Genomic DNA, 22,302 nt, shown 5'->3' on the forward strand with positions numbered 1-22,302 from the left:
TTAAACCACAGGCAAATCACCGAATCCATTGATCCAAGTCATAGAATCTTTCGCGGTTCTGGGTTTACTTGAGAGAGCAATAATGGAGGTCTGTTATGCTAAAAACTGTTGCCGCCCTGTTCGTTTTGACGTGTCCCATTCCGCTTGGTGCTTGCGAAAGAAGCAGCGACACATATCCGATAACCGGGGAGCAATGTGGTCCGGAAGACCCAGTTAAGACGTTGGATGCCACAGATTGCTACATTCCACCTTCCGCGAACTAAGGAAGAGTAACTGGTGCTTCGCAGCAACTGTAAGGCTATCTGTTGAGGCAATTGAGTCTCTTAACAAAGCGTACTCAATTGTGACTGGTCTATCGCGCCTAACTCAAAAAAATACTCGGCTCGGTTAGTAGGTTCGGCTTTCCCAAGCATGCGATGTGGAAGAATTCAATCGTAATGGACAGAAATGCATAGATTGGCTGAAGAATGGAGGCCCAAGAATAACTCGCGTTCCATTCTGCACGTCAAGTCGTTGCGAAATTTATGTGAAGTTTATGTGTTATCTACTCCGGGTATCGGGGGGCTTTGCAAGGGTTTTTCTTTGTCTTGTATTGCGGATTGTAAGTGCATGAATGCCCAGTTTGTCAGAGCGGCATTGTGGCGAAGTGATTTCGTTTCAATAGGCTCCGCTGTTCTAAGAACTCAGCTTCGATGAGGGTCCTGGTCCTAATTTCTGCCTATTTGGCCGTGCTCCTGTTGCCGCTTGGGCTTTCTTACGCGCTTAGTTGGCCCTCCCGGCGGTGGCACCAGGAAATTGCCTCCGGACTGGGTATGCTGGCCTTTTCAATAATACTTGTCGAATTCATCCTATCGGGTCGTTTCAGACGCATTTCGTCCGGTATTGGTATGGACGTTACAATGAGGGTTCACCAGGTTATGGCGCGCGTCGCTCTGGCCTTTGCCATTGTACATCCGCTGTTCTACCAAGGCTCAGTTTCTGGGGGCCCGCGCCCCTGGGACGAAACACGGCAACTGACACTCACAACAGACCTGACGGCCCTCGCAACAGGGATCTTCGCGTATCTTTTGTTACCCGCTTTGGTGTTGTCCGCTGTCAGCCGAACGAGCCAAGGATGCAAATATGAAGCTTGGCGCCTCGCTCACGGGATCGGTGCTTTGTTGCTAGCAGGATTGCTACTACATCACACCATCGCCGCGGGACGCTACACGTCACATCCGCTGATAATTGGTATGTGGGTTGTTATGACAGCGATTGCCGTGGGTTCACTTCTATTTGTTTATCTGGTCGAACCGCTAAGACAGCGCCGCCGGCCATGGAAAGTGGAGGCGGTACGCAGACTGACCCCTAAACAGTGGGAACTTGTGATCAGTCCTGTTGGCCACGATGGGCTGATCTTCAAGGCGGGCCAGTTTGTCTGGCTGAATGTGGGTAACAGTGTCTTTTCACTGCAAGAAAACCCTTTCTCGATAAGCTCCGCTCCGTCCGGAGGGCAAGATATTTCTTTCATAATCAAAGAGCTCGGAGACTTTACGGGTTCACTGGAGCAAATAGAACCGGGTACACTCTGCTATCTGGATGGTCCGCATGGTAGTCTCACTATCGATGGGCGACAGGAGCCCGGAGTCGTGCTGATCGCGGGAGGCGTCGGAATAGCTCCGATGCTCAGTATCTTGCGTCAAAACCGACTGGCCGTCGGCTCAAGAGATGCCCAATTGATCTACGGCAACCAAAAGGTAGACCAGATCGTGAATCGTGACGAGTTGGCTGGGGAGAACGTGGTGTTCACGCTCTCAGAGCCGCCTGAAGACTGGGACGGCGAAACCGGCGTGATAGATGGTCCATTGCTTGATCGTGTATTGACTCCTGATCAGTACTCGCAATGGCTTTTTGTGCTCTGCGGACCGGCGATCATGATGGACGTTGTCGAAGATCATCTGATTGCGCGCGGCACCGCCTCGGACCGCATTCTTTCGGAAAAGTTTGACTATGATTGATCCACTCAACCGAATGCCATTGCGTCGTCGGGTCTCCCTAGCAATCTGGATCGTGGTTGCAGCAATATGCGTTGCGGTACTGTGTTTTGGGATGCGATAGGCGAGAGCTTGTAGTTCATCAGATTGGGTTTTGCTCAGGCCATTTGGATCGCAGCGCAACCTGTCCGTTTCGCGTATTGCGCCGAGACATTCAACGTCGTTGGACAAAGCTAGTCGCATAGCTAAATCAGCTCCAAAAAATCGTAGGTGACGTGTCCACTTTGAGCGAAATCAAAGCAACGTTTGGGCGATATCGCTTAAACTGCTGTTGAGTAAGTCATGTGAAAAAGAGGAGGATTTGCTGATCTTACGAGGGATTGTATTGGGTCTCATTGCTTCTGGTGCCGTTCAGGCACAAGAAGTCAGCGTTCAGAGCGGAAACGACCTGTATCGAACCTATTGCTGGCAATGCCACGGGTTTGAAGCGACTGGGAACGGACCGATGGCAGAAATGCTAGCAATCAGAACACCCGATCTCACCAAATTGTCGGCGCAAAACGACGGTGTATTCCCAACAGAGTTGATCGCCCGCATGATTGATGGACGGTCGCCCCTGCTCGCTCATGGAGGAGAAATGCCTATTTTCGGACCGGTATTCGACTCCGATCAACATATTGCGCTTTCTCTTTCGGATGACCAGCAGATGATTGTCGGTGTGCGACTGGCGAATTTGCTGTCTTTTCTCGAGACGATACAGGTGGAGTAACTCGTCATAAGTGGAGCGGGACCACTTTCCGCCTCCTTGCATAGGCTACCGACGGGGAGAGCTATGCGTTAAAAAATAGATTGGTGATAATGCAGTAGTTGCATTGAAGGTCGGTATGTTCACGCACTTAGAGCCAATCTGAGAGGTTAACAACCAAGAGGTCGATGAGCAGTCATCGCTGTTAGTGGAGAGGAATTCAAATGTATAAAAGTATCCTGGTCCCTGTGGCGCTGGATAGCGACCACGACACTCAGTCCGCCTTTGAAGCCGCACGACTCTTGGCCGATGCAGATGCTGAATTTACGATACTTCATGTGCAGGACCCAATTCCTGCATACGTCGCCTCTCAGGTTCCAGAGGAGGTGCTGCAGAAAACCCACCGCGAGCTTCAGGAGAAGTTGCATCAGAAAACACTGGAACTGCCGGGAGCAACAGCCCAGCTGATTTTAGGTCATCCGGGCAGAGCAATCGTCGACTTCGCGAGCGACAATGGCATAGACTGCATTGCCATAGCCTCGCATAAACCTGGCTTTGAGAACATCTTTCTTGGTTCGACTGCGAATAGGGTTGTTCATCATGCAAAGTGTGCGGTTCACGTAACCCGTTGAGTGTGTCTTGTTTGACCTCACTAGTTGTAGGTTCTGAAGACACAGACAACAATTTGATACTCTTGCCAGACGGCCAACAGACCTCTGATTGACCGGCTTCTTTTCCCAAGAGTTACTCAAAACAACGCTTTTGACTGCAAACTTGAATGTGCTGCTGCATCCACTTCCGGATGATCCAAACTGATTTTGAAACTCATTGAGTTGGCAAGCCGTTCCTGTCTTGGGGACGAAACAGAGCTTTTCACCGCAAATTGTTCTTAGAACGTCGATAAATTCGAACGCCATCAACTAGGGCCCATTGATCAAGATCAACGCTATTAGAAAGTAGTACTGATATCATGCATGCGTTTCAGACCGTTTGGGGAGGTCGGTATGACCGTGCTTGTTGCTTACGGTACCGTAGAAGGCCAAAGTGCCAAGATTGCGCATTTCGTCGAAGGAATTGCCAAGGAAGTCGGTCTTGAAACGAAGCTGCTTGATACCGGCAAAATGATGGGTGATGTATCCTTTGAAGGCGTGGATAAGGTCGTTCTTGTGGCCTCAGTCCACGAGCGACGGCATCCCAAGCCATTCGAGACATTCATAGAAGTACAACGGGAAGCTCTTGGAGCCCGAAAGTCGCTTATGCTCTCGGTGAGCCTTAAGGCTGCCTCTCCTGAGGGTCTGGAGGGGGCTCAGGACTATCTCGCTGAAATGCTGCTGAGAACATTCTTTAAACCAGACGTGACCGCCCTGGTCGCCGGCGCGGTGCGTCCCGATAGCTATGACTACTTTGAAAAAGAAATCATCCGTCATGTCGTTTTGAAGGACCGGAATGTTGATCCGCGAGATGGCACACAGGAGTTTACGGATTGGGCCGCATTGGAAGCATCTGTGACGGCATTCTTGAAAGAGTAAATCTGTCTGCGCACTAGCGAGCCCGATTATTGCACATCTTCTGATGCCGCGCCCCCAAGGTGAGGGCGAGTTGTTTCTCCAACTCAAGCAGTACAAACAGCGCAATACCCAAGCCAATAATGAGGAGGCCATCCTTAAGACTGACAGCAGCGGTCCCCAGTACATTCTGAAAACCCGACACGTATGTTGCAGCGAGTTGAGCTGCAGAGACGGTTACCACACAGGCCCAAACGATGGGCGTGCCTCGGATTGCCTTCCAAGTCAAAGATGTTCCATAGATGTTGCGTACAAAGAAAAGGTGGAAAATTTCCATTACCACCAATGTGTTTAACGCCAGCGTTTGCGCTAGCTCCAGCGAATAACCCTGCTTTAAGGCATAGGTGAAAATGCTAAAGACCCCGGCCAAAAACAGACCGGAGACAAGCATGATATGCCAGACCAACTTGCCGCCCAGGATCGGTGCATCTCGTGGCCGGGGCGATCGAAGCATTGTGCTTTCTTCGGTCGGCTCAAAAGCGAGTGCAATGCCAAGTGTTACGGCAGTTATGAGATTGATCCACAGTATCTGTATTGGCGAAACGGGTAGTGTAAGTCCCAGCAAAAGTGCGACGATGACAACCAGTGCTTCACCTCCGCTCGTAGGCAGCAGCCAACTGATTACCTTTTTTATGTTGTCAAACACCGTTCGACCTTCGCGTACCGCTGCAGCGATCGTTGCAAAGTTATCATCAGCGAGAACGACGTCGGCGGCTTCCTTTGCGGCTTCGGATCCTTTTCTGCCCATGGCAATGCCAACATCGGCGCGTTTCAGCGCCGGTGCGTCGTTGACGCCATCGCCTGTCATGGCAACCGTCAGGCCTTGCGCCTGCAGCGCATGGACTAGGCGCAGCTTATGTTCCGGGTTCGTGCGAGCGAAGATATCCGTCTGCAGAGCCGCGACTGATAGTGCGGTATCGTCCAATTTGTCGATCTGTGCACCGCTCAGAATGTTGCCGGCGTGCACCAGACCAATGTCCTTGCCGATTGCTGCGGCTGTCCCGGCGTGATCACCGGTTATCATTTTGACCGCAATACCTGCGTCCTGACAGGCGGCAATCGCCTGTTTCGCTTCTTTGCGTGGCGGATCGATCAGGCCAACAAGCCCAAGGAAGACCAGATCATCCGAAAAGTCCTGCGACGTTAGACATGTCTCACCTTCGTGTGCAGGACGGAAGGCGAACGCCAATACCCGGCACCCTGCCGAAGCAAAGCGATCTTCGATCGCGGACCATTTTTCGTGGTCAATTGGCTGCGCGCTGCCATCGGCGTCCAGCTGCGTTTCGCAAAGAGACAGCAGCGTCTCGGGCGCGCCTTTGACAAAAACCTTACGTGCTCCGGCCTCACTCTGATCCAGCGTCGCCATAAAACGCCGTTGCGCATCGAAGGGTAGAACATCGCGGCGGTTCCAAGATGCCCGCGCCGCGCCCAAAGGGCCCAGGACCTTTGCGGCGAAGGATAGAAGCGCACCCTCCATCGGGTCACCGTTTACATCCCAAACACCAGACCGTTGTTCAAGCGTCGCGTCGTTACAGCAGAGCGCGACGGTTGCCAAATCCCGCAGGGTCGGCGGCAGAGTCTGTATCGGTTCCGAACCATCGTCGACAATAGCACCGGCGGGATCATAGCCGTCGCCCTTAATGTCGAAGAAATGACCTCCTACAGCAACATTGGTCACCAACATTTCGTTGCGGGTCAGGGTGCCGGTCTTGTCTGTACAGATTACCGAGACTGAGCCAATCGTTTCGATTGCCGGAAGGCGTCGCACAATAGCATTGCGGCGTGCCATAGACTGCACACCGATCGCCAGAGTGATGGTCAGGACCGCAGGAAGCCCCTCGGGAATTGCGGCAACCGAAAGACCAATAACAGCCATGAACAATTCAATGAAACTGTATTCAGCCACGAAGTAACCGAAAGCCAGAAGGATCGCGGCCACGGCGAGTATGAAAAGTGTAAGCCAGCGCGCAAAGGTATCCATTTGGCGTACCAGCGGCGTCGAGAGTGTCTCGACCTCAGAGATCATCCGGCTAATGCGCCCGATCTCGGTCCGCGTGCCTGTTGCTGTCACAACGCCGCGTCCCTGACCGGCCGTGATCAACGTGCCGCCAAACACCATGCCGCGCTGGTCGCCAAGCGTTGCGTCCGCGTCAGTTGCTATGTCTTTTTTGTCAACGGCAACGGACTCGCCTGTCAGAATAGCCTCTTGTGCCTTCATGCCATGCGCTTCGATCAGGCGAATATCGGCAGGGGGCTTGTCACCAGCTTCGAGCAGAACGATGTCGCCGGGAACAACTTCGGCACCATCGATAGCGATCCGTCGCCCATCACGTAAAACTGCAGCCTTTGGGGCGAGCATCTGATGGATCGCATCCATTGCCTTTTCAGCCCGACCCTCTTGCACGAACCCGATGCAGGCATTGGCCAGAACAACGGCAAGAATGACGACAGTGTCCACCAAATGCCCCAGCAAAAAGGTTATAGCTGCTGAGCCGACAAGCACGTAGATCAGAACGTTGTGGAAGTGTGCCAGGAACCGTAGGATCACATTTTGTCTGTTTGACGGCGGCGGCTCGTTGCGTCCGAATTCCTCAAGACGGAGTTTAGCTTGTTCTGATGTAAGCCCGGTGGACATTGTTTGCAGGTTCTTCAGCACATCAACACTTTCTTGCGTGTGCGGCAGGGCCCCAGATGTTCCAGGCAGAACTTTAAGGCGTTCTGGCATTTCAGACTCCTTTTAAGACACGTCTGCGCGATGTCGTTGCTGCAGTGAACTTGGGGTTGATGCGCCCTCGCAGCGATGGCCTAGTCGCACCGCAACGACAGACTCTCATAGTTGAGCGATTCCTTTGTACGTGGTCCTGCCTTGGCCGTATTTGATTTGGTTCAAATCAAAGATACGGGTTTAATGTGCGCACGTTTTTTCAGCTTCCATTGTGCAATTCGGATTGCGTGCGTTGTGTCGCAATGCGTTGACGTTCCGGCTCCAAAGGCATCCTTCGATTCCATCGCGTGAATGGAGGGGGCGCAGGCCGTACAATCCGATGCTCAGGGTTGTTCCATTTTGATCTTCGTCAAGGTTGAACACAGCGCACAGAGGTACAGTCATCAACACAGCAGGAGATCTCTCATGGAAGCGCTAGTTGAAATAGGCCGGGCATTTGTTCAGTCGATGCGTGATCGCAAAGGCTTAACAAGCGTTGACGCGATGTACGCTGAAAACGCTCAATCCGTAGAGGCGGTTGTGCCTCCGGTACGGCAGTTTCGGATTTCAAAGGGTCGCGATGCCATCAAAGCGAAGCGAGAAGACTGGCTGAAAACGCATGAAATACAGAATCTTACTGCAGACGGCCCCTATGTTCACCCTCCCAATCGCTTTGGGGTGCGTTTCCACGCCGAGGTCGTGCAGAAAGACACGGGACAAAGCATGACTCTTAGCGAGATTGCCATTTATTCCGTTGAGGAAGGCAAGATTGTGCTGGAAGAGTTCTTTATGCTGCCGAAATAGAGAAAGATGCATAGTAATGCGGTTTGCTGGACGCTTGCCGCTACTGCAAGAGGGGGCGCCGCCTCCGTGCGGCGGCAACAAATACGTCCAATGAAGATGGGCGGTTGCCTGGTCGCTCCGAGTCTGGTGGCCGCGAAGGTTTAGGATCGCAGCTTCATCGCATTTTGCCCAGATTGGAGAACCCAGATGACAGAAGTATCTCCTAACAAGCTGTCTGCTAAAGGCAAGATTCCTGCGGCAGACACTGGGCAGAATACCCCCCGACACCCCTATGAGAAACTTGACCGCGCTACGCGTGCGGCGCTTGCCCGTGCCACCGCCGGTGTATCGCCGCATTCGATTATGGCCACTTGGATGGATTGGGCCCTGCATCTGGGTCGTTCCCCCGGGCGCCAGCTTGAACTGACAGAGCGCGCCGCGCGCGATATCGCAAAACTCTGGGTTTATGCCTGCGAGATGGCGATCGGAGCAAAAGCTGCTCCGCCGTTTCAGCCACGCAAGCAAGACCACCGCTTCAGTGCACCCGGCTGGCAGAAGGTGCCATTTTCGCTATGGCAGCAAGCTTTTCTGAGTGCACAGGATTGGTGGCAGGCAGCAACGGACGAAATGCCGGGCATCGCGCCGCGCGACGCGGAACGAGCTCAGTTTCAGATCCGCCAGGCCCTTGATCTTATCTCCCCATCTAATTTCCCGTGGTCAAACCCGGAAATCATCAATCTTACCATCCAGACCGGTGGTCGCAATTTGATAGAGGGCAGTACTCATTTCCTTGAAGATGTTGCCCATACCATAACGCAACAACACGAACCTGCCCCTCAGGGTTATGAGGTTGGCAAAGACCTTGCCGCAACTCCCGGCAGGGTCGTTTTTGGCAATAAGCTGTTCGAACTGATTCAATACGCACCGCGCACCAAGAACGTGCAGGCCGAGCCAATCCTTTTTGTGCCTGCCTGGATCATGAAGTTCTATGTGCTCGACCTTTCTCCGGAAAACTCCATGGTGCGTTATCTCGTCGAGCAAGGCTTTACCGTGTTTATGATGTCCTGGGTCAATCCGATGGCCGATCAAGCTGACCTTAGTCTGGAGGATTATCGTCTCAACGGAGTGATGGCCGCGATCAACGCCATAGAAAGCATCGTCCCGGGTCAAAAAATACATATCAATGGATATTGTCTCGGCGGCACACTTTTGGCGATCGCAGCTGCGGTGATGCAACGTGATGGCGATGACCGGCTTGCCAGCGTCACACTTATGGCAGCGCAGGTTGATTTTGCCGAGGCCGGTGAATTATTGCTGTTTATCGACGACAGCCAAGTCGCTTTTGTTGAAGATCTGATGTGGTTGCAGGGCTGTTTGGACCGCCCTCAGATGTCTCGGACTTTTACAACAATCCGCGCCGAAGACCTGATCTATGCGCGGGCAGTAAGGCGCTATTTTTTGGGTGAAGACGATCTTCCAACAGACCTGACTGTCTGGAACAATGACACAACCCGGATGCCTGCGCGGATGCATTCCGAGTATCTGCGCGGACTGTTTTTGGAAAACCGGCTGAGCGCCGGACGGTTTGCTGTCGAAGGACGGGTTGTCGCGCTCAAAGATATACGTGTTCCCATGTTTGTGGTCGGAACAGAGTCGGACCATATCGCTCCGTGGCGCTCAGTTTACAAGATACGATTGTTTACCGACGGCGACCTCACCTTCGTGTTGACCAATGGCGGTCACAATGGCGGTATCCTGAGCGAGCCGGGGCACAAGAACCGCCACTATCGTCAGGGCCACAGACCGGCGGACGCGCTTTATACCTCACCAGATGATTGGCTGGAGGCGACGGAAATAAGACAAGGGTCCTGGTGGCCCGCGATGGCGGATTGGATAAAAAAACGTTCGTCTGGTAAAGTTGCGCCCCCGCTGATGGGTGGGAAACGAAAGGCGGTCGACAAGCTGCCCAAGGCGCCGGGCACTTACATTTATCAGACCTGAGTGCTAGGTCCCTGCTTTGCACGTTCAATCACGTTTGGATAAACACGCAATACTGCGAGAGTGCTATCGCAATAATGGTCACTCAGCTTGGCCAGCGACACGTGCAAGGCCACATAGCACCAGCTTGCAAAAGACGGGCTTCGTCAAACGGGTTTAGTCGGTTTTAGCTTTTGGATTTGCCCGCGGCCTTGTAGGCAGCTTCCACGCTTTCGCCGATGGCGTCTGCTTCTGTCTCGCTCACGTATTTTGCACAACGCGACACCATTTCGAACCACTCACGTGCATCTTCCACCATTCGTTCCATGGAATGCCGTTGCCATTCGGTGACCGCCCGCATCGTTTTGGCCGGATCTGGGTTTTTGCCACTCGTGGTTTCCCGGGCTGTTTGCAGCGCAGTACGTGCAGCGTCGTGGCGGCGTTTGAACCAAAGACGGGAATATTCCTCCGCCTCGCTCAGCAGATGGTCCTGCGCTTTCCAAAACTGTTCGATCTGTGGCGCGACCGCGGGGTTCATAGACATCATGCCCCGCATGGACTTCAGCACGTCGGTCAGGGCCTCCTGTGTCTCGGGTTTGACTGATTTTGTGGGCATTTGAACACTCTCTAGAAAGAAGACGGTGAACCAATTTTACCATGCCCTCAGGCGCATTCACATTAACCGAGATCAAATTCGCGCGGTATTTGCCCACTGTCGTTCCCAATATACCTGAAGACGGCGTACGCGAATGGTTCACATCAGCTCATCTGAGCGACCGACCTTCGGAACATAAACAGGCTTGTCATTAACAGTGCCAAACCCAAAACAGTCATCCAAACGAATTCCGGCCAGACCGTTTCAACGCCAGCACCTTTGAAAACGATTGCTTGGCTGGCTGACATATAGTGGCGCGACGGCAGAAACAACGTTCCGGCTTGCAGCCAAGCTGGTTGCCCTTCGACAGGTGTTTCCCCTCCGGATAGCATAAGCATTGGCAGGACAATCAGCATGACCAGAAGCGCAAACTGCGCCATCGAGCGCGCGATCGTAGCCAGAAAGACCCCAAGCGCTGTGGCTGTAAACAGAAACAGCGCCGTTCCACAAAGAAACAGTGTTTTTGACCCGGCAATTCGAATGTCCAGCGAGCCCTGCATGACGAAAGTCAACGATAACCCGGCAGCGATCAGGACAACGGCGGCATTGGCCCAGATCTTGGCCATCGCAATGTCGAGCGGGGTTAGGGGCATGGCCAGCAGATGCTCAATTGTTCCGTGCTCTCTCTCCCGGATCATGGCGGCACCCGTCAGGATGGTCGTGAGCCACATGATCTGACCGATCAGCGCAACGATGCCTGCAAAACGCACTGTATCTCTGTTTTGGTTGAAGGCGCTTCTCAGAATGACATTGACTAAGGGGGGATCCACAAGATCGACCCCGATTGCAAAGCGATGGATCTCGGCGCTCAGAATATTGGTGATGTAGTTGGCGCCGATACCTGCCTGCTCCATGGCCGTGGCGTCTATCAGAACCTGAATCTCTGGCGTGCGCCTGGCACGCAGGTCTTTTTCGAACCCCGGCGGAATGGCGACAATAAAGATAAACCGCCCGGCATCCATATGCGTTGGGCCAGTCCCCGGTTCAATTTGCACGACCGGTTGAAACTCCGGCGGGAAAAACGCCGTGGCAAGGGTGCGCGACAAGGGAGAGTTATCCTCATCTGCAAATGCGATCGAGGCGTTGTTCACCGAGCTTGCAACGCCTGTTGCCTCCATGATCGGAGCCAGCGTGAACGACCAGACCAGCAAGGCCATCATCACCCAATCGCGGCGCAGGCTCATCATTTCCTTCAGCCCCAGCCAGAATATGCAATAGAGGCGTTGCATTCACTTCTCCTGCGCGCGGAGGCAAAGGGCGGCGATTAGTGTGAGCACCGGCCCGAAACAGGCAAGCGCCAAAATGTCCGGTGCAAGAGCTTCCCAACCCAAGCCCTTGGTGAACGCACCGACGTTCAAGTGAAGAAAGTAAGAAGACGGCCAGAGCGAGCCGATGAACTGCGCGCCCCCTTCCAAAGTCGAAACGGGTTGCAACAAGCCCGAGAACTGGATGGTCGGCACAACCGAAGCGATGGCCGTCGCAAATGTCGCCGCCACCTGGCTGGATGTCATTGTAGCAATCAGCAATCCGTAGGACGTCGTAGCCCAGACATATAAAAACGCACCAACAGCCAGCGCAATTGGGTCGCCTTTGAGCGGAACACCGAAGACGAAAATGGTCATCGCTGCCAGCAACAGGAAGTTAGCGAACGCAATTACAATGTAGGGGATTTGCTTACCGATCAGGAATTCGAGGCGAGTCGTCGGCGTTACATAGAAGTTCACCACAGATCCCAGTTCACGCTCACGCGCGACGCTGACCGCCGTCAAGACGGCTGGCAACATGATAAGCAGAATCGCCGGCATGGCCGGGGCCATTGCTGCAATGCTCTCAAAACTCTGATTGTAGCGAAATCGTGGTTCTATCCGGGCAATCTCGAAGTCACGTTGCCCGGTGTTACGGGCGTATTCATCCAGAAAGGTCTGATGCAGCCCCGCGACATATCCTTCAACCGTCTCGCCTTTGAACGGAATGGCACCATCGACTGTCGCGAGGACCTGTGTCGGCTCTCCTGTGCGCAGCTTACGGCCAAAGTCCGGCGGCAACTCTATGACCAGCGAAACGTCTCCGGCTTTTAGCCGATTGCGCCCTTCCACAGCGCCGTTCAACGGGGGCGTGGGTTTGAAGTAGGATGACCCCGCTAACTCAGTCGCATAAGCCCGGCTTTCAGGACCCTGAGAAAGGTCCAGAACTGCAAAATCCAGCTCTTCAATGTCTAGCGTAATGCCAAAGCAGAAAACTAACATCAAAATGGCAGACCCAAGAAACGCAAAGGCAAGGCGAACAGGATCGCGCGCCACTTCGACGGCCTCGCGTCTTGTATAAACCAGTGCACGCCCGACACTCCCGCCCACATGTTCGGAACTGGTCGCTACATCAACTTTCGGCGCTGCAACTGGCGCTGGTTTTTCCGCCGCCTCTAGAATTGAGATGAAGGCCTCCTCAAGGCTGTCTGCACCTTCGGCGGCGATCAGTTCGGCTGGTGCGCCGTCGGCCAAGACCTCGCCTGCGTGCATGAACGAAACCCGGTCACATCGTTCTGCCTCTGCCATGAAGTGGGTGGAGACAAAGATCGTTACAGCGTCTTTTCGCGACAATTCAACGAGCAATGCCCAAAACGTATCTCGTGCCTCGGGGTCCACCCCGGAGGTTGGCTCATCCAAAATCAGCACACGCGGGCGATGGATGATTGCAACAGCCAGAGATAGGCGCTGTTTGATCCCAAGGGGCAAAGAGGTCGCCAAGGTATCACGATGTGCGGCCAGTCCGAAGCGTTCCGTCAACTCCGAAATGCGCGCATCACGGTCCGGGATTGCAAAAATGCGACCATGCAACTGCAGATTCTGGTGTACCGACAATTCGCCGTACAGCGAGAAAGCCTGGCTCATATACCCAATCTCGCGGCGCACCTTTCGATCCCGGGCGTCAACGGGTTTGCCGAACAGCGATGCCTCACCTGAGCTGGCCGGCAGCAACCCTGTCAGCATCTTCATCGTCGTGGATTTGCCGCAGCCGTTTGATCCCAGAAATCCAAAAATCTCTCCGCGATTGATTGAAAAGTCGACGTTGTTCACGGCGGTGAAATCGCCAAAGCGCCGTGTCAGCCCGCGAGCAGTGATCACCGGATCCGTTTCGATCTGTCGAACGGTTGTCTGGTCTGGCTCTGAACCAGACGCCCCATCGGCCCGCAGGCGTCGGTATGCGGTTTCGAAATCCTTATCGTTGCGCTTCAATTCGGCGGGTTTGCCCTGAAAGATGACGCGACCTGCGTCCATGGCAATGATCCGGTCAAAGCCTTCGGCCTCCTCCATATAGGCCGTTGAAACCAGGGCAGAGAGCTTAGGGTTTTCCGCTCGGATCGCGCTAATCAATGCCCAGAACTGTTGACGTGACAACGGATCGACCCCGGTTGTTGGTTCGTCCAGAACCAGGAGCTTGGGGTCATGAATCAATGCACAGCATAGGCCCAGCTTCTGTTTCATCCCGCCAGAGAGTTTGCCCATCAAGCGATCCTCAAAAGGCGCAAGCCCCGTCGCCGATAGCAACGCGGCGATCCGTACATCACGTTCATTGTGCCCCTGGCCGAACAGGCCCGAGAAGAATTCCAAGTTTTCGCGTACCGACAGTTCTGAATAGAGGTTCCGACCCAAACCTTGCGGCATGAATGCGATCGCGGGACATATACGTCGACGATGAGCAGGTTCATCTATTGCACCGCCTAGAACGTTGATTGACCCGGATTGCAGTTTCTTTGCACCAGTGATCAACCCAAGCAATGTGGACTTACCTACCCCGTCCGGTCCAATGAAGCCGACAAGCTGTCCGGTCGGTAGTTCCAAGGATACAGAATTCAGCGCGATGTGTTTGCGATACCTGTGCGTCACACCGGCGATGCGGAACTCTGACGCGGCGACTGTAGCATTCATTCGAACAGCTCTTGCGGGATGCGCTGTTCAAGCACCTCGGGCCAAGCGCTGGCAGGGTCGATCCGGACAACGGCAATCCCACGCAGGCCCGTTTTTACATGTTCGATCCGGCTTTCAACCAGGTCCTGAGGGATACGGACGCGGACGCGAAAGACCAATTGCTCGCGTTCATCAAGGGTTTCGACCTGTTTGGGCGTGAACTGTGCCTCAGGAGAGACGAAGCTGACATATGCGGGCGTGGCGTATTCGGGCAAAGCGTCAAGCACGATGCGAGCATCGGCGCCGATAGGCAACAGTCCGGCTTCGCGCGCTGGAAGAAATATTTCCATATACACATTCTCGAGACTGAGAAGGGTCAGGATCGGCTCGCCCGAACCGACGACTTCGCCGGGTTCTGCTAATCGATAAAGTACACGCCCCGGCATTGGTGCCAGCAAGGAACTGTCTTCAATCTGCGCCTCAATCCGGCGAACTTCGGCCTCGGCAGCGGCGATCCGGCTTTCTGCGGTTGCAACGCGTGCCTTGGCGGCACCCAAAACTGCGGTGGCAACTTGATGGATGGTTTCGCGTTCTTCAAAAACGGTTTCAGAGATGTTTTGCCCCGTTAGGAGTGCTTTTGCGCGTTCGAGTTCTTGGGCGGCACGGCGATGCTCACTTTGCCGTTGCAAAACCAGCGCCTCTGCTTCTGCCCGCGTTTGAAGCGCAAGGGCCACCTCTGCCTTGGCCCGATCCAGCGCAGCGGATAGCTCATCTATATCCATCTCTGCCAGGACATCACCGATGGCAACCATAGCGCCTTCAGCCACGAGGACATTCTCGACACGACCAGCAATAGTGGGTGCAATCTCTACCTGCTCTGCTTCAATCCGCCCATTTCCTTGAACGAATCCAACCGGCAATTGGTCACCGCTATTTGAGACAATGGAATACAGCAGCGCACCTGCGATCACGAGCGCAGCCAGTGCCAGATAAACGAATGAGTACTTCTTCATGATTCGGCGCGATGTTATTGGGTTCGACGGTGAGTCTATTGGGCGACCGGGCCGAGGGCCTTGCGTTGGATCAAGCCACGCTCTCATTGCCGCGTGCTACAATAACCTTAGTCCGAGAGGCGGTTTCACGTCAGCGCTTATGTGGATTTGTATTAGCCTGATTTCTAAGTAATTCTAAACATGGGGACTCTCGAATGTGATCGAACGGTCCATTACAAGGAACAGTATCATGACACTTGCAATGGTTTTAAGGGGTCATAGTTGCTCACTTCATCCTGAAGACATTGATATCCCGCCTTCAGGCAAACATGAAATTTTGATCAAGATTGAAGCCTGTGGTGTCTGTCGGACTGATCTGCACGTGGTGGATGGGGACCTGAAACCCCCTAAACTTCCGTTGGTTCCAGGGCATGAAGTTGTCGGACGTATCCTGGAAAAAGGTGGTTCTGTTACCGGTTTAGAGACCGGACAGCGAGTCGGCGTACCTTGGCTTGGATCCACGTGTGGACAGTGTCGGTACTGCCAAAATGAACAGGAAACGCTGCCTCTGGCACTGATGCCTGCACAGAGTACTCACAGCAGCCGTTGGAGCAGACAAGAGAGTTTTGAGCAGCACTAACGAAAGTAGTCTGGCTCGCCACTTTTTGCGCCTTTTTTTAGCGAGGTGGCGATGAGTCCAATCGCAGGAGGGCGATGCCTTAACTCGTCTGATTGCCGGGAATGTCAGTTCTGAACAAAAAAGTGACCAACTTCTGGCTGCGGATCTTGTCGAGGCCAACTAAACTTACAGTCAAAGCTCTCGGTGTGCTATTCAACTCATCCTATACCCAACATTTCTGAGGGTGACGATCCGCTGACCCTCCAGTCCAATTTTGCGCCGTAGGCGGCCAACGTAAACGTCGACGACGTTGGTTAATGGATCTTCGTTCATGCCCCATACGGAATTGAGGATACGCTCTCGGGACAGAACCCGACCCGTATTGGTCAAAAAAAGCAGAAGAAGATCGCGTTCTTTTTTAGATAACTGAACCTCCTCACCAGCCACGGTCACGTGGAGGGAGCGTCTGTCAAAGCTCAGGGTTCCGCATTTGATGACGGTGCCTCCGAGATCGCTGGCATAGCTATTGGCGCGCCGGTGCAACGCCTCAACGCGAGCGATGAGCTCGTCAAAATCAAAGGGTTTCGAAAGATAGTCGTCAGCGCCGATTTTCAATCCTTCGACCCGTTCTTCGGGGCTGTCCAATGCGGTCAGCATAAGGATGGGGATTTTGGATTTACGGGCGCGCAACTTGCGGCAGACATCCTGCCCTTGAATTCCCGGCAGCATCAGATCCAAAAGGATGACATCGTATTCGCCTGTGGTCGCGTGCTCAAGCGCATCTTCGCCACTTGAGGCGTGATCGACGGTCCATCCTTCTGCGGACAAACCGCGACGGATGAAGTCGGCAACGCGAATCTCGTCTTCAACAAGTAGTATATTCATGCCATGCCTCAACTCACTAGCCGTATCAATCCATCTCAATGCCGAAGGGATTATGGCTTCCTCAGCTCTGAAGACAGAAATTCAGAAAAACAAAAGAACATCAGCCCGTCTCTCGCCACGTATCGGCTTGTACAACTTTCATCCTGGGGCCTTTGGGAAGTGTTAAGACGATTTTTAAGCCACCCTCGGGACGGTCCTGAAGATCAACGGTTCCGCCATGGGCCTCGACAATTGATTTGACGACGGGAAGACCAAGACCGCTGCCCTCGATCCCTTGGCCCGAGGCGTTCGACCCCCGATAGAAGCGGTTGAATGCCTGGGACTTTTCTGCGGCGCTTAAACCGGGCCCGTTGTCTTCGATCGTAATTGTGCAAGAAGCGAGGCCTTCATCCAGCTTGGCTTCTATCGTTGGTCCGCCATAGCGCCGTGCGTTCTGCAGCAATGCCAGAAGGGACTGGCGCAGGCGGACTTCGTCAACGGATGCAAGAACTTTGTCATTAGGTGTTTCGAACTGAACTGGCTCAGGGAACATGGCGATGGCATCGTGCAATATCTTTCGCAAGTCGGTCTTCCGGCGATCAAGGCGCAGCTGACCCGCCTCGAACCGTGCCACCGTCAACATATCATCGACGATCTGATTGGTGTGCTTGGCAGAATCCCGGATACGGGCCAGGGAATCTGAGACTTCTTCGGACAGCTTGTCAGTTGTCCTTAATGTGACATCGGCCTCTCCAAGTATGATCGCCAATGGCGTGCGCAATTCGTGGCTTATGTCGGCCATCAGCTGTTTGCGGTTTTCTTCCCCGGCCTCAAGTTTGTCGATGAGTTGCTGGAGCTCGGACGTTCTTGTCGCGACGGTTTGTTCAAGTTGTCTTTTTTGTTCCGCGCGGCTGGCTTCACGTGCGGCCAAACCTTCGGCCATGCTATTCAGAACGGTACCGAGTTCCCTGAACTCGCGACTGCCACCAAGCCTCACAGGCTTAGAGTAATCGGCCCTGCGCAGGTGGCCGATACCTTCGGCAAGTCGGATCAAAGGCTTCCTGATCTGACGATTGAATGACACGAGGGCCACCAGAAGCACTCCAATGGCAGCTGCCACAATCATGTAGACCAATCGTTTGTTCCATTCCCGGAAAGCCGTGGCCTCTGTCAGAACGTCTTCGACTTCTTCGATCTCTTCATCAAGCGCGGATTTGATTTTTCGGTTAAGTTCGTCATCGATGTCTCCGTCCAGAAGGGCTGCCAGACGTTCGATGCGAACAAAGGTTTCAACCGGGCTGCCTTCTGCTGTGAGGCTGGCAATGGCTGCGTTCACGGATTCAATATCGTCTTCAATCTGATCGAGCAGTTCCAGTTCTTCGATTTCCTCGTCACCAACCATTTGGATTTCGCGTGCGATGACATTTCGAATGTCTTCGAGAGTTTTCGCGATTTTAACTTGCAGCTCTGCTTCCCGAGCGCCGTCATCCCGATCGCCGATCAGGAGCGCGTCGCCATGTTGTTTGAACAGGCGATAAAGGTCTGCCTCGAGCCGGAGATGGAGTCCATAAGACTCTTGGGCCAGCAATATCCGAGCATCCCACCAGCGGGTTTTTTCCAGACTGTAGAGGGTCAGCCCCGCAAGCCCGCCCAGAAACCCGACAAGAACAGCAGCGTATATTCCAAACAGGGTGGAGGAGCGCATATCAAATGACCCTTGAGTTCTCATGCATATTAGAAGGGGCGGAGGCATCGGCCAATATGATCGTTGCCGAGGAAAGCCTTTGAAAAGTTGCGAGCAGCTCATCCTTGTGATGTCGGCAGGCAGCCCATCTGATCGAGGCGATCACAACAACTTCCGCCTTACCCAGAATAGCGCGCGCAAGATCCAGCCGCAAAGTCTGATCAGAGGTCAACCCGTGGCCGTTTTCCGAAATCCGCTGATCGAGACCTTCGGGGGTCATAAGCAAGTCGGAAAGGCCAAGCTCCTGTATCACTTTCGCGATCCTGCTGTTGCTGGGCCGCTTTTGGCACATCAGGGTTGCGGATCGGCGCAGACTGCCCTGAAGCCCGATATGGGCGTCTCCAACAAACGCGATCTTCGGTAGAATTTGCTGCTCACCATATCGCACTTCGATGCCCTCACAAGTGTCAAATCCAGCGATACATCGCGCGAGCGTGTTGGCACTTGGCCCCGTCAACTCTGAGATCTTGTTCGATCTGGCAACAAATGTGACAGGCGTTTCGTCAATCTTCCCATTAACCTCAATGACCTTGGCATTGGTCTGTTTTGCAAAACCTCGCTTGACCGTCGGTTCCGAAAGAAGCCGTTGCGCTTTCTCGCGCGCGACACGCCAAGCGCAGTAATAATCCCATGCGCTGGCGAGGTTCTGCAACGGCAGAGCGATCAGCGCCATCACCGCAAGACCGGCCGCAACGATCGCAGGGGCATTGTCTGTTTGGCTGGCTTGCCAAAGCATGCAGAGACTCGCGAAAGCCACACCCGATTGCAGAATCGCCTGAAGGCTGACCACTCGACCGCGGCGCGCCAGCGCGTCATTGCGCAGTGACGCACCTTGCTTGTCTAGCTTTTGCAATTCGCGGTCAGTCCGACCCATCAGATCGAGTTCGGGGGCAATCGCAATCCGTTCGATCATGGAGATCGCGATGTTGGCCCGGCGCCGGCGCAGCCTTCGGTGTCTATGCTCAAGATGCCAGGCCATCGCCGCTGCCAGCAGAAGTGAGAAAACAAGCGCTGCCAGACCACTGACCGCAATCGCCGGATCAAGACTATAAAGAATGAATGCAGCGCCCGGGATCACAACTGCTGCAGAGCAGACGCAAGGTAAACCGCGCCCAAACCACAGCCGGGCTGCTGACAAATCACCAACAAACCTGAGAGATAGCGCACCAACCCGGCGTTTCTCATGGCGCGACTTGGGAAGTTGCGCGATTTGCTGATACAACGCACGCCGCAAGCAGATCGCATAGCTTTGGCCGAGCGCTTCCGCGCGATATCGAGAAAGAAACAAACACGCGGCGCCGATCACGCCAGAGACGGCCAATTGCAATATGGTCTCGATGGCAAGCACATGTCCCGCGTGAATCGCCCCAAACGCGTCCCGCGTTGCGAAAGCAGCATAGGCCAGCGCGATCGCCTGAAAGACGCTGCTTGATACCACGAGGACCGCATCAATGATGCGGTCCCGAGTGGCCAGTCTGGGGAGGGGGGTCATGCGGCCACGTTCTCTGGTTCATGCCGCATCAGGGGTGCAACATGCTTGGCGATCATTGCAGGCGACCACAGGTCTTCACGCGAAAGGATCGGGCACCCGGTAGCTTCAAGCGCTTCGGCCGATGCTAGGGGTGAGCAACTTACTTTCCCGGAAATCGCAAATGGACTTAAGCCAACCCGTTTCAGCACGGTGACGCCACCTAATGCGCTAAGCGCGTCTGGCGCTGCAAACAGTATGCCGTCCAAACGGTCCCGGATGCGCGATGATCGCAGAATTGCGCGCGTTTCCTGCTGGAAAACACCGTCCGCGATTTCAACGACCACCACCTCAGACCCTCGCGATGCAGCTGTGGCAACCAGAGTGTCGAAACCAATTTCGATCTTGTCCAGAGGCATCCGATAGGTTGTCGCCATTCCGACATCCGTAAAATCAAGTGCGGGCGCGCCTGCGTCCTCAAAACTGTTGAAATCACCAAATGCCCCGGTACCTGTGGCTTTGACACCCGACGCTGAGTAACCCGAGCGCATCAAGCCATGGCCCAGGCTTGATGCAGCGGTTGTCTTGCCGGAATTCATCGATGCCCCAAAAACGCCGATAACAGTTACTTGGTCATTCGCTGGCAATTGGGGCAGAGCGTAGTCCGCGATATTGATCACCCGGTTTTGGGCGTTGGTAAGAAGGCCTAGGGGTTTCAACCGCGTGGGGTCCTCCATGCGGGTATGTGCGGCATCCACCCGACCAACAACACCGCCACCTGCGACCAGATCTATGTGATCATCGTCGACAACAGCACTCGCAAGGAACTGGTCCGGCGCATATCGATCGCCCAGGCATAGAACTACAAAGTCACCCGGATAGCTGGTTGAGACCCGCCGCTCGGCCAACTGTATTTTCTTATGGTGCCCGATCTCGACGATCTCGCAAAGGATCAGATCACCTGGTTTAGCACTGTTCATCTGTGTGCTGAAGCCGTGGACATCCGACCGATCAACGCGGCGAGTCGTGAATGCCCATTTTGCGATTTCGCAGGCATTGAGGGGGATTGGGGGAAACTGTTTCATGCTTTGCTCCGTGGCTGACGTGTCCATGGTTTCACTTTGTCAGCACCGTGTGAGAAAGGTTGCAAAGGCGTATGAAGGGACCTTATGCGATTGAATGAACAGCAGATGAAAGCATTGTTCGGGCGGCAGTTTTGAGCGCAAACTTAGCTTAGTGGTAGCTTCACCCAGGATTGAACCCGTATTGGCAGAGACGGGTGAGGTGAATTTAACGTTTGGCAATGGCTCGTCGACGATCAATCGTCATCGCCTCCATCATCCCCATCATTGTCATCGCCGTTATCATCTCCTTCGTCGTCATCACGGTCGTCGTCTCGCTCTCCTCCGCGTCCGTTTCGATCATCATTCTTGTCGTCCGAGCTTTGCCGCAGTTCTCTGATTGAAATCCGGTTGTCGCCATTACGATCGATATCCTCAATCAACCTGCGTGCGCCTGCTTCCCCGAACGCAGCCACGAGTTCATTGAAACTGAGAACGCCATCGGAATTTGTATCGACAGAGCGAAAACTTGCTGTCTGTGCAGAGGCCTTCGCCGATAAACCAAGGCCGATTATCAGGATAAGGGCAAAAACGAACGAGCAGTATATATGGTTGAATGTCCTTTTTCTGCACGTCGCCGCCTCGCGTCGATCTAACAACAAAGATATCCTTTTAACCGACGAATGTTCCTTGAGAGCCAAGTTTTTCTATCTCAGTAGTTCAAGTTAGCGTGCTCGGATGAAACGCTGATATTTTTCTGATGAACGTCAGATGAATTTTGGCGACGCTATGTAGTGCCTTGCAGGCATTCGGCGTGGAGTCTAAGCCATCGTGTCCGCAGACTAAATTAACCAGATGATCAATTGGCTATACTTTGCAGCGGCGTGAGTGATCGAGTCCCAAATGTTTAACTTTGGTCGGGCCGTTGCGGACCTTCAGCCAGTTCATTTCCAGTCTGTGAGTATTCAATGCTTTCGCATCAAGTACTTCTACCCGATAAAATTGCAGAGGCCTCTCAATCGTTTTTGCGGAGCTTGACCAAATCATGCCAGCTTCTTAGCTGGTTGTGCCATCGCGTAATTTGTCAGGAAGTCTGGCGACTTTCTTCAATAGACCAACAGCTTGCTTGCTCTCGCCCTTAGGGGGCCTACCAAGTTGTTTCAACGTTAAGCCACAGTCGGCGTCTGAATACTCGCAAGGCCGGTTGATGAACCATTTGCGCTGAAGCTTCTATTTTCCGTCAACGT

General features: G+C 53.9%; 17 protein-coding genes. 7 read left to right on the top strand and 10 right to left on the bottom strand.

Annotated elements, in window-relative coordinates:
* The first annotated feature begins 812 nt into the window (after positions 1-812).
* The 4 genes from ACR0JX_RS16535 (at position 813) to ACR0JX_RS16550 (ending at position 4,247) form a co-directional block, all read left to right on the top strand.
* Positions 813-1,997, top strand: coding sequence for a ferredoxin reductase family protein (locus ACR0JX_RS16535; RefSeq protein WP_480544887.1), 1,185 nt, complete (start codon positions 813-815; stop codon positions 1,995-1,997).
* Positions 1,998-2,334: 337 nt separating this feature from the next.
* Complete coding sequence (locus ACR0JX_RS16540) at positions 2,335-2,742, top strand: c-type cytochrome (RefSeq protein ID WP_480544888.1); 408 nt, start codon at positions 2,335-2,337, stop codon at positions 2,740-2,742.
* A gap of 200 nt (positions 2,743-2,942) precedes the next feature.
* Positions 2,943-3,350 carry a universal stress protein gene (locus tag ACR0JX_RS16545; protein WP_480544889.1) on the top strand — a complete coding sequence of 136 codons (408 nt, stop codon included), beginning with the start codon at positions 2,943-2,945 and terminating at the stop codon, positions 3,348-3,350.
* A gap of 372 nt (positions 3,351-3,722) precedes the next feature.
* A complete protein-coding gene (locus ACR0JX_RS16550) occupies positions 3,723-4,247 on the top strand; it encodes a flavodoxin domain-containing protein (RefSeq protein ID WP_480544890.1) in 525 nt (174 codons plus the stop codon).
* Between the two features lie 13 nt (positions 4,248-4,260).
* Here ACR0JX_RS16550 and ACR0JX_RS16555 read toward each other — a convergent pair whose 3' ends face one another.
* Positions 4,261-7,008, bottom strand: a complete 2,748-nt coding sequence (locus tag ACR0JX_RS16555; RefSeq protein WP_480544891.1) for a cation-transporting P-type ATPase — start codon at positions 7,006-7,008, stop codon at positions 4,261-4,263.
* Between the two features lie 405 nt (positions 7,009-7,413).
* Between ACR0JX_RS16555 and ACR0JX_RS16560 the strand changes: the two genes are divergently transcribed.
* Both ACR0JX_RS16560 and ACR0JX_RS16565 read left to right on the top strand, forming a co-directional pair.
* Entirely contained in the window at positions 7,414-7,791 is a 378-nt protein-coding gene (locus ACR0JX_RS16560) for a SnoaL-like domain-containing protein (RefSeq protein ID WP_480544892.1), read from the top strand.
* 186 nt (positions 7,792-7,977) lie between these two features.
* The gene (locus tag ACR0JX_RS16565; RefSeq protein ID WP_480544893.1) at positions 7,978-9,771 is read left to right on the top strand and encodes a PHA/PHB synthase family protein; all 1,794 of its coding nucleotides are present in this window, start codon (positions 7,978-7,980) and stop codon (positions 9,769-9,771) included.
* A 163-nt stretch (positions 9,772-9,934) separates the two neighbouring features.
* On the opposite strand, the gene ACR0JX_RS16570 is transcribed toward ACR0JX_RS16565, so the two are convergent.
* The 4 genes from ACR0JX_RS16570 to ACR0JX_RS16585 all read right to left on the bottom strand — a co-directional run bounded on the left by ACR0JX_RS16570 (position 9,935) and on the right by ACR0JX_RS16585 (position 15,320).
* Positions 9,935-10,363: a phasin family protein gene (locus ACR0JX_RS16570; protein ID WP_480544894.1), complete on the bottom strand. Its 429-nt coding sequence runs from the start codon at positions 10,361-10,363 to the stop codon at positions 9,935-9,937.
* A 143-nt stretch (positions 10,364-10,506) separates the two neighbouring features.
* Positions 10,507-11,631 carry an ABC transporter permease gene (locus ACR0JX_RS16575; RefSeq protein ID WP_480544895.1) on the bottom strand — a complete coding sequence of 375 codons (1,125 nt, stop codon included), beginning with the start codon at positions 11,629-11,631 and terminating at the stop codon, positions 10,507-10,509.
* A complete protein-coding gene (gene rbbA, locus ACR0JX_RS16580) occupies positions 11,632-14,328 on the bottom strand; it encodes a ribosome-associated ATPase/putative transporter RbbA (protein ID WP_480544896.1) in 2,697 nt (898 codons plus the stop codon).
* On the bottom strand, positions 14,325-15,320 hold the full coding sequence (locus tag ACR0JX_RS16585) for an HlyD family secretion protein (RefSeq protein WP_480544897.1): 996 nt from the start codon (positions 15,318-15,320) through the stop codon (positions 14,325-14,327). Before ACR0JX_RS16585 ends, rbbA begins: the two co-directional genes overlap by 4 nt.
* Before the next feature lie 241 nt (positions 15,321-15,561).
* Here ACR0JX_RS16585 and ACR0JX_RS16590 point away from each other — a divergent pair, with 241 nt between their 5' ends.
* The gene (locus tag ACR0JX_RS16590; protein WP_480545029.1) at positions 15,562-15,939 is read left to right on the top strand and encodes an alcohol dehydrogenase catalytic domain-containing protein; all 378 of its coding nucleotides are present in this window, start codon (positions 15,562-15,564) and stop codon (positions 15,937-15,939) included.
* Positions 15,940-16,131: 192 nt separating this feature from the next.
* Here ACR0JX_RS16590 and ACR0JX_RS16595 read toward each other — a convergent pair whose 3' ends face one another.
* The 5 genes from ACR0JX_RS16595 to ACR0JX_RS16615 form a co-directional block, all read right to left on the bottom strand.
* Positions 16,132-16,803: a response regulator transcription factor gene (locus ACR0JX_RS16595; protein ID WP_480544898.1), complete on the bottom strand. Its 672-nt coding sequence runs from the start codon at positions 16,801-16,803 to the stop codon at positions 16,132-16,134.
* Between the two features lie 100 nt (positions 16,804-16,903).
* Positions 16,904-18,487 (bottom strand): sensor histidine kinase, encoded by a 1,584-nt coding sequence (locus ACR0JX_RS16600; RefSeq protein WP_480544899.1) that lies wholly within the window; start codon positions 18,485-18,487, stop codon positions 16,904-16,906.
* 1 nt (position 18,488) lies between these two features.
* Positions 18,489-20,018, bottom strand: coding sequence for an ABC transporter transmembrane domain-containing protein (locus ACR0JX_RS16605; protein ID WP_480544900.1), 1,530 nt, complete (start codon positions 20,016-20,018; stop codon positions 18,489-18,491).
* On the bottom strand, positions 20,015-21,079 hold the full coding sequence (locus tag ACR0JX_RS16610; RefSeq protein WP_480544901.1) for a P-loop NTPase family protein: 1,065 nt from the start codon (positions 21,077-21,079) through the stop codon (positions 20,015-20,017). The genes ACR0JX_RS16605 and ACR0JX_RS16610 overlap by 4 nt, the downstream gene beginning before the upstream one ends.
* 233 nt (positions 21,080-21,312) lie before the next feature.
* Positions 21,313-21,714 carry an EF-hand domain-containing protein gene (locus ACR0JX_RS16615; RefSeq protein ID WP_480544902.1) on the bottom strand — a complete coding sequence of 134 codons (402 nt, stop codon included), beginning with the start codon at positions 21,712-21,714 and terminating at the stop codon, positions 21,313-21,315.
* Between the last annotated feature and the right edge of the window lie 588 nt (positions 21,715-22,302).

This window comes from Ruegeria sp. AH7 (genome assembly GCF_056541325.1).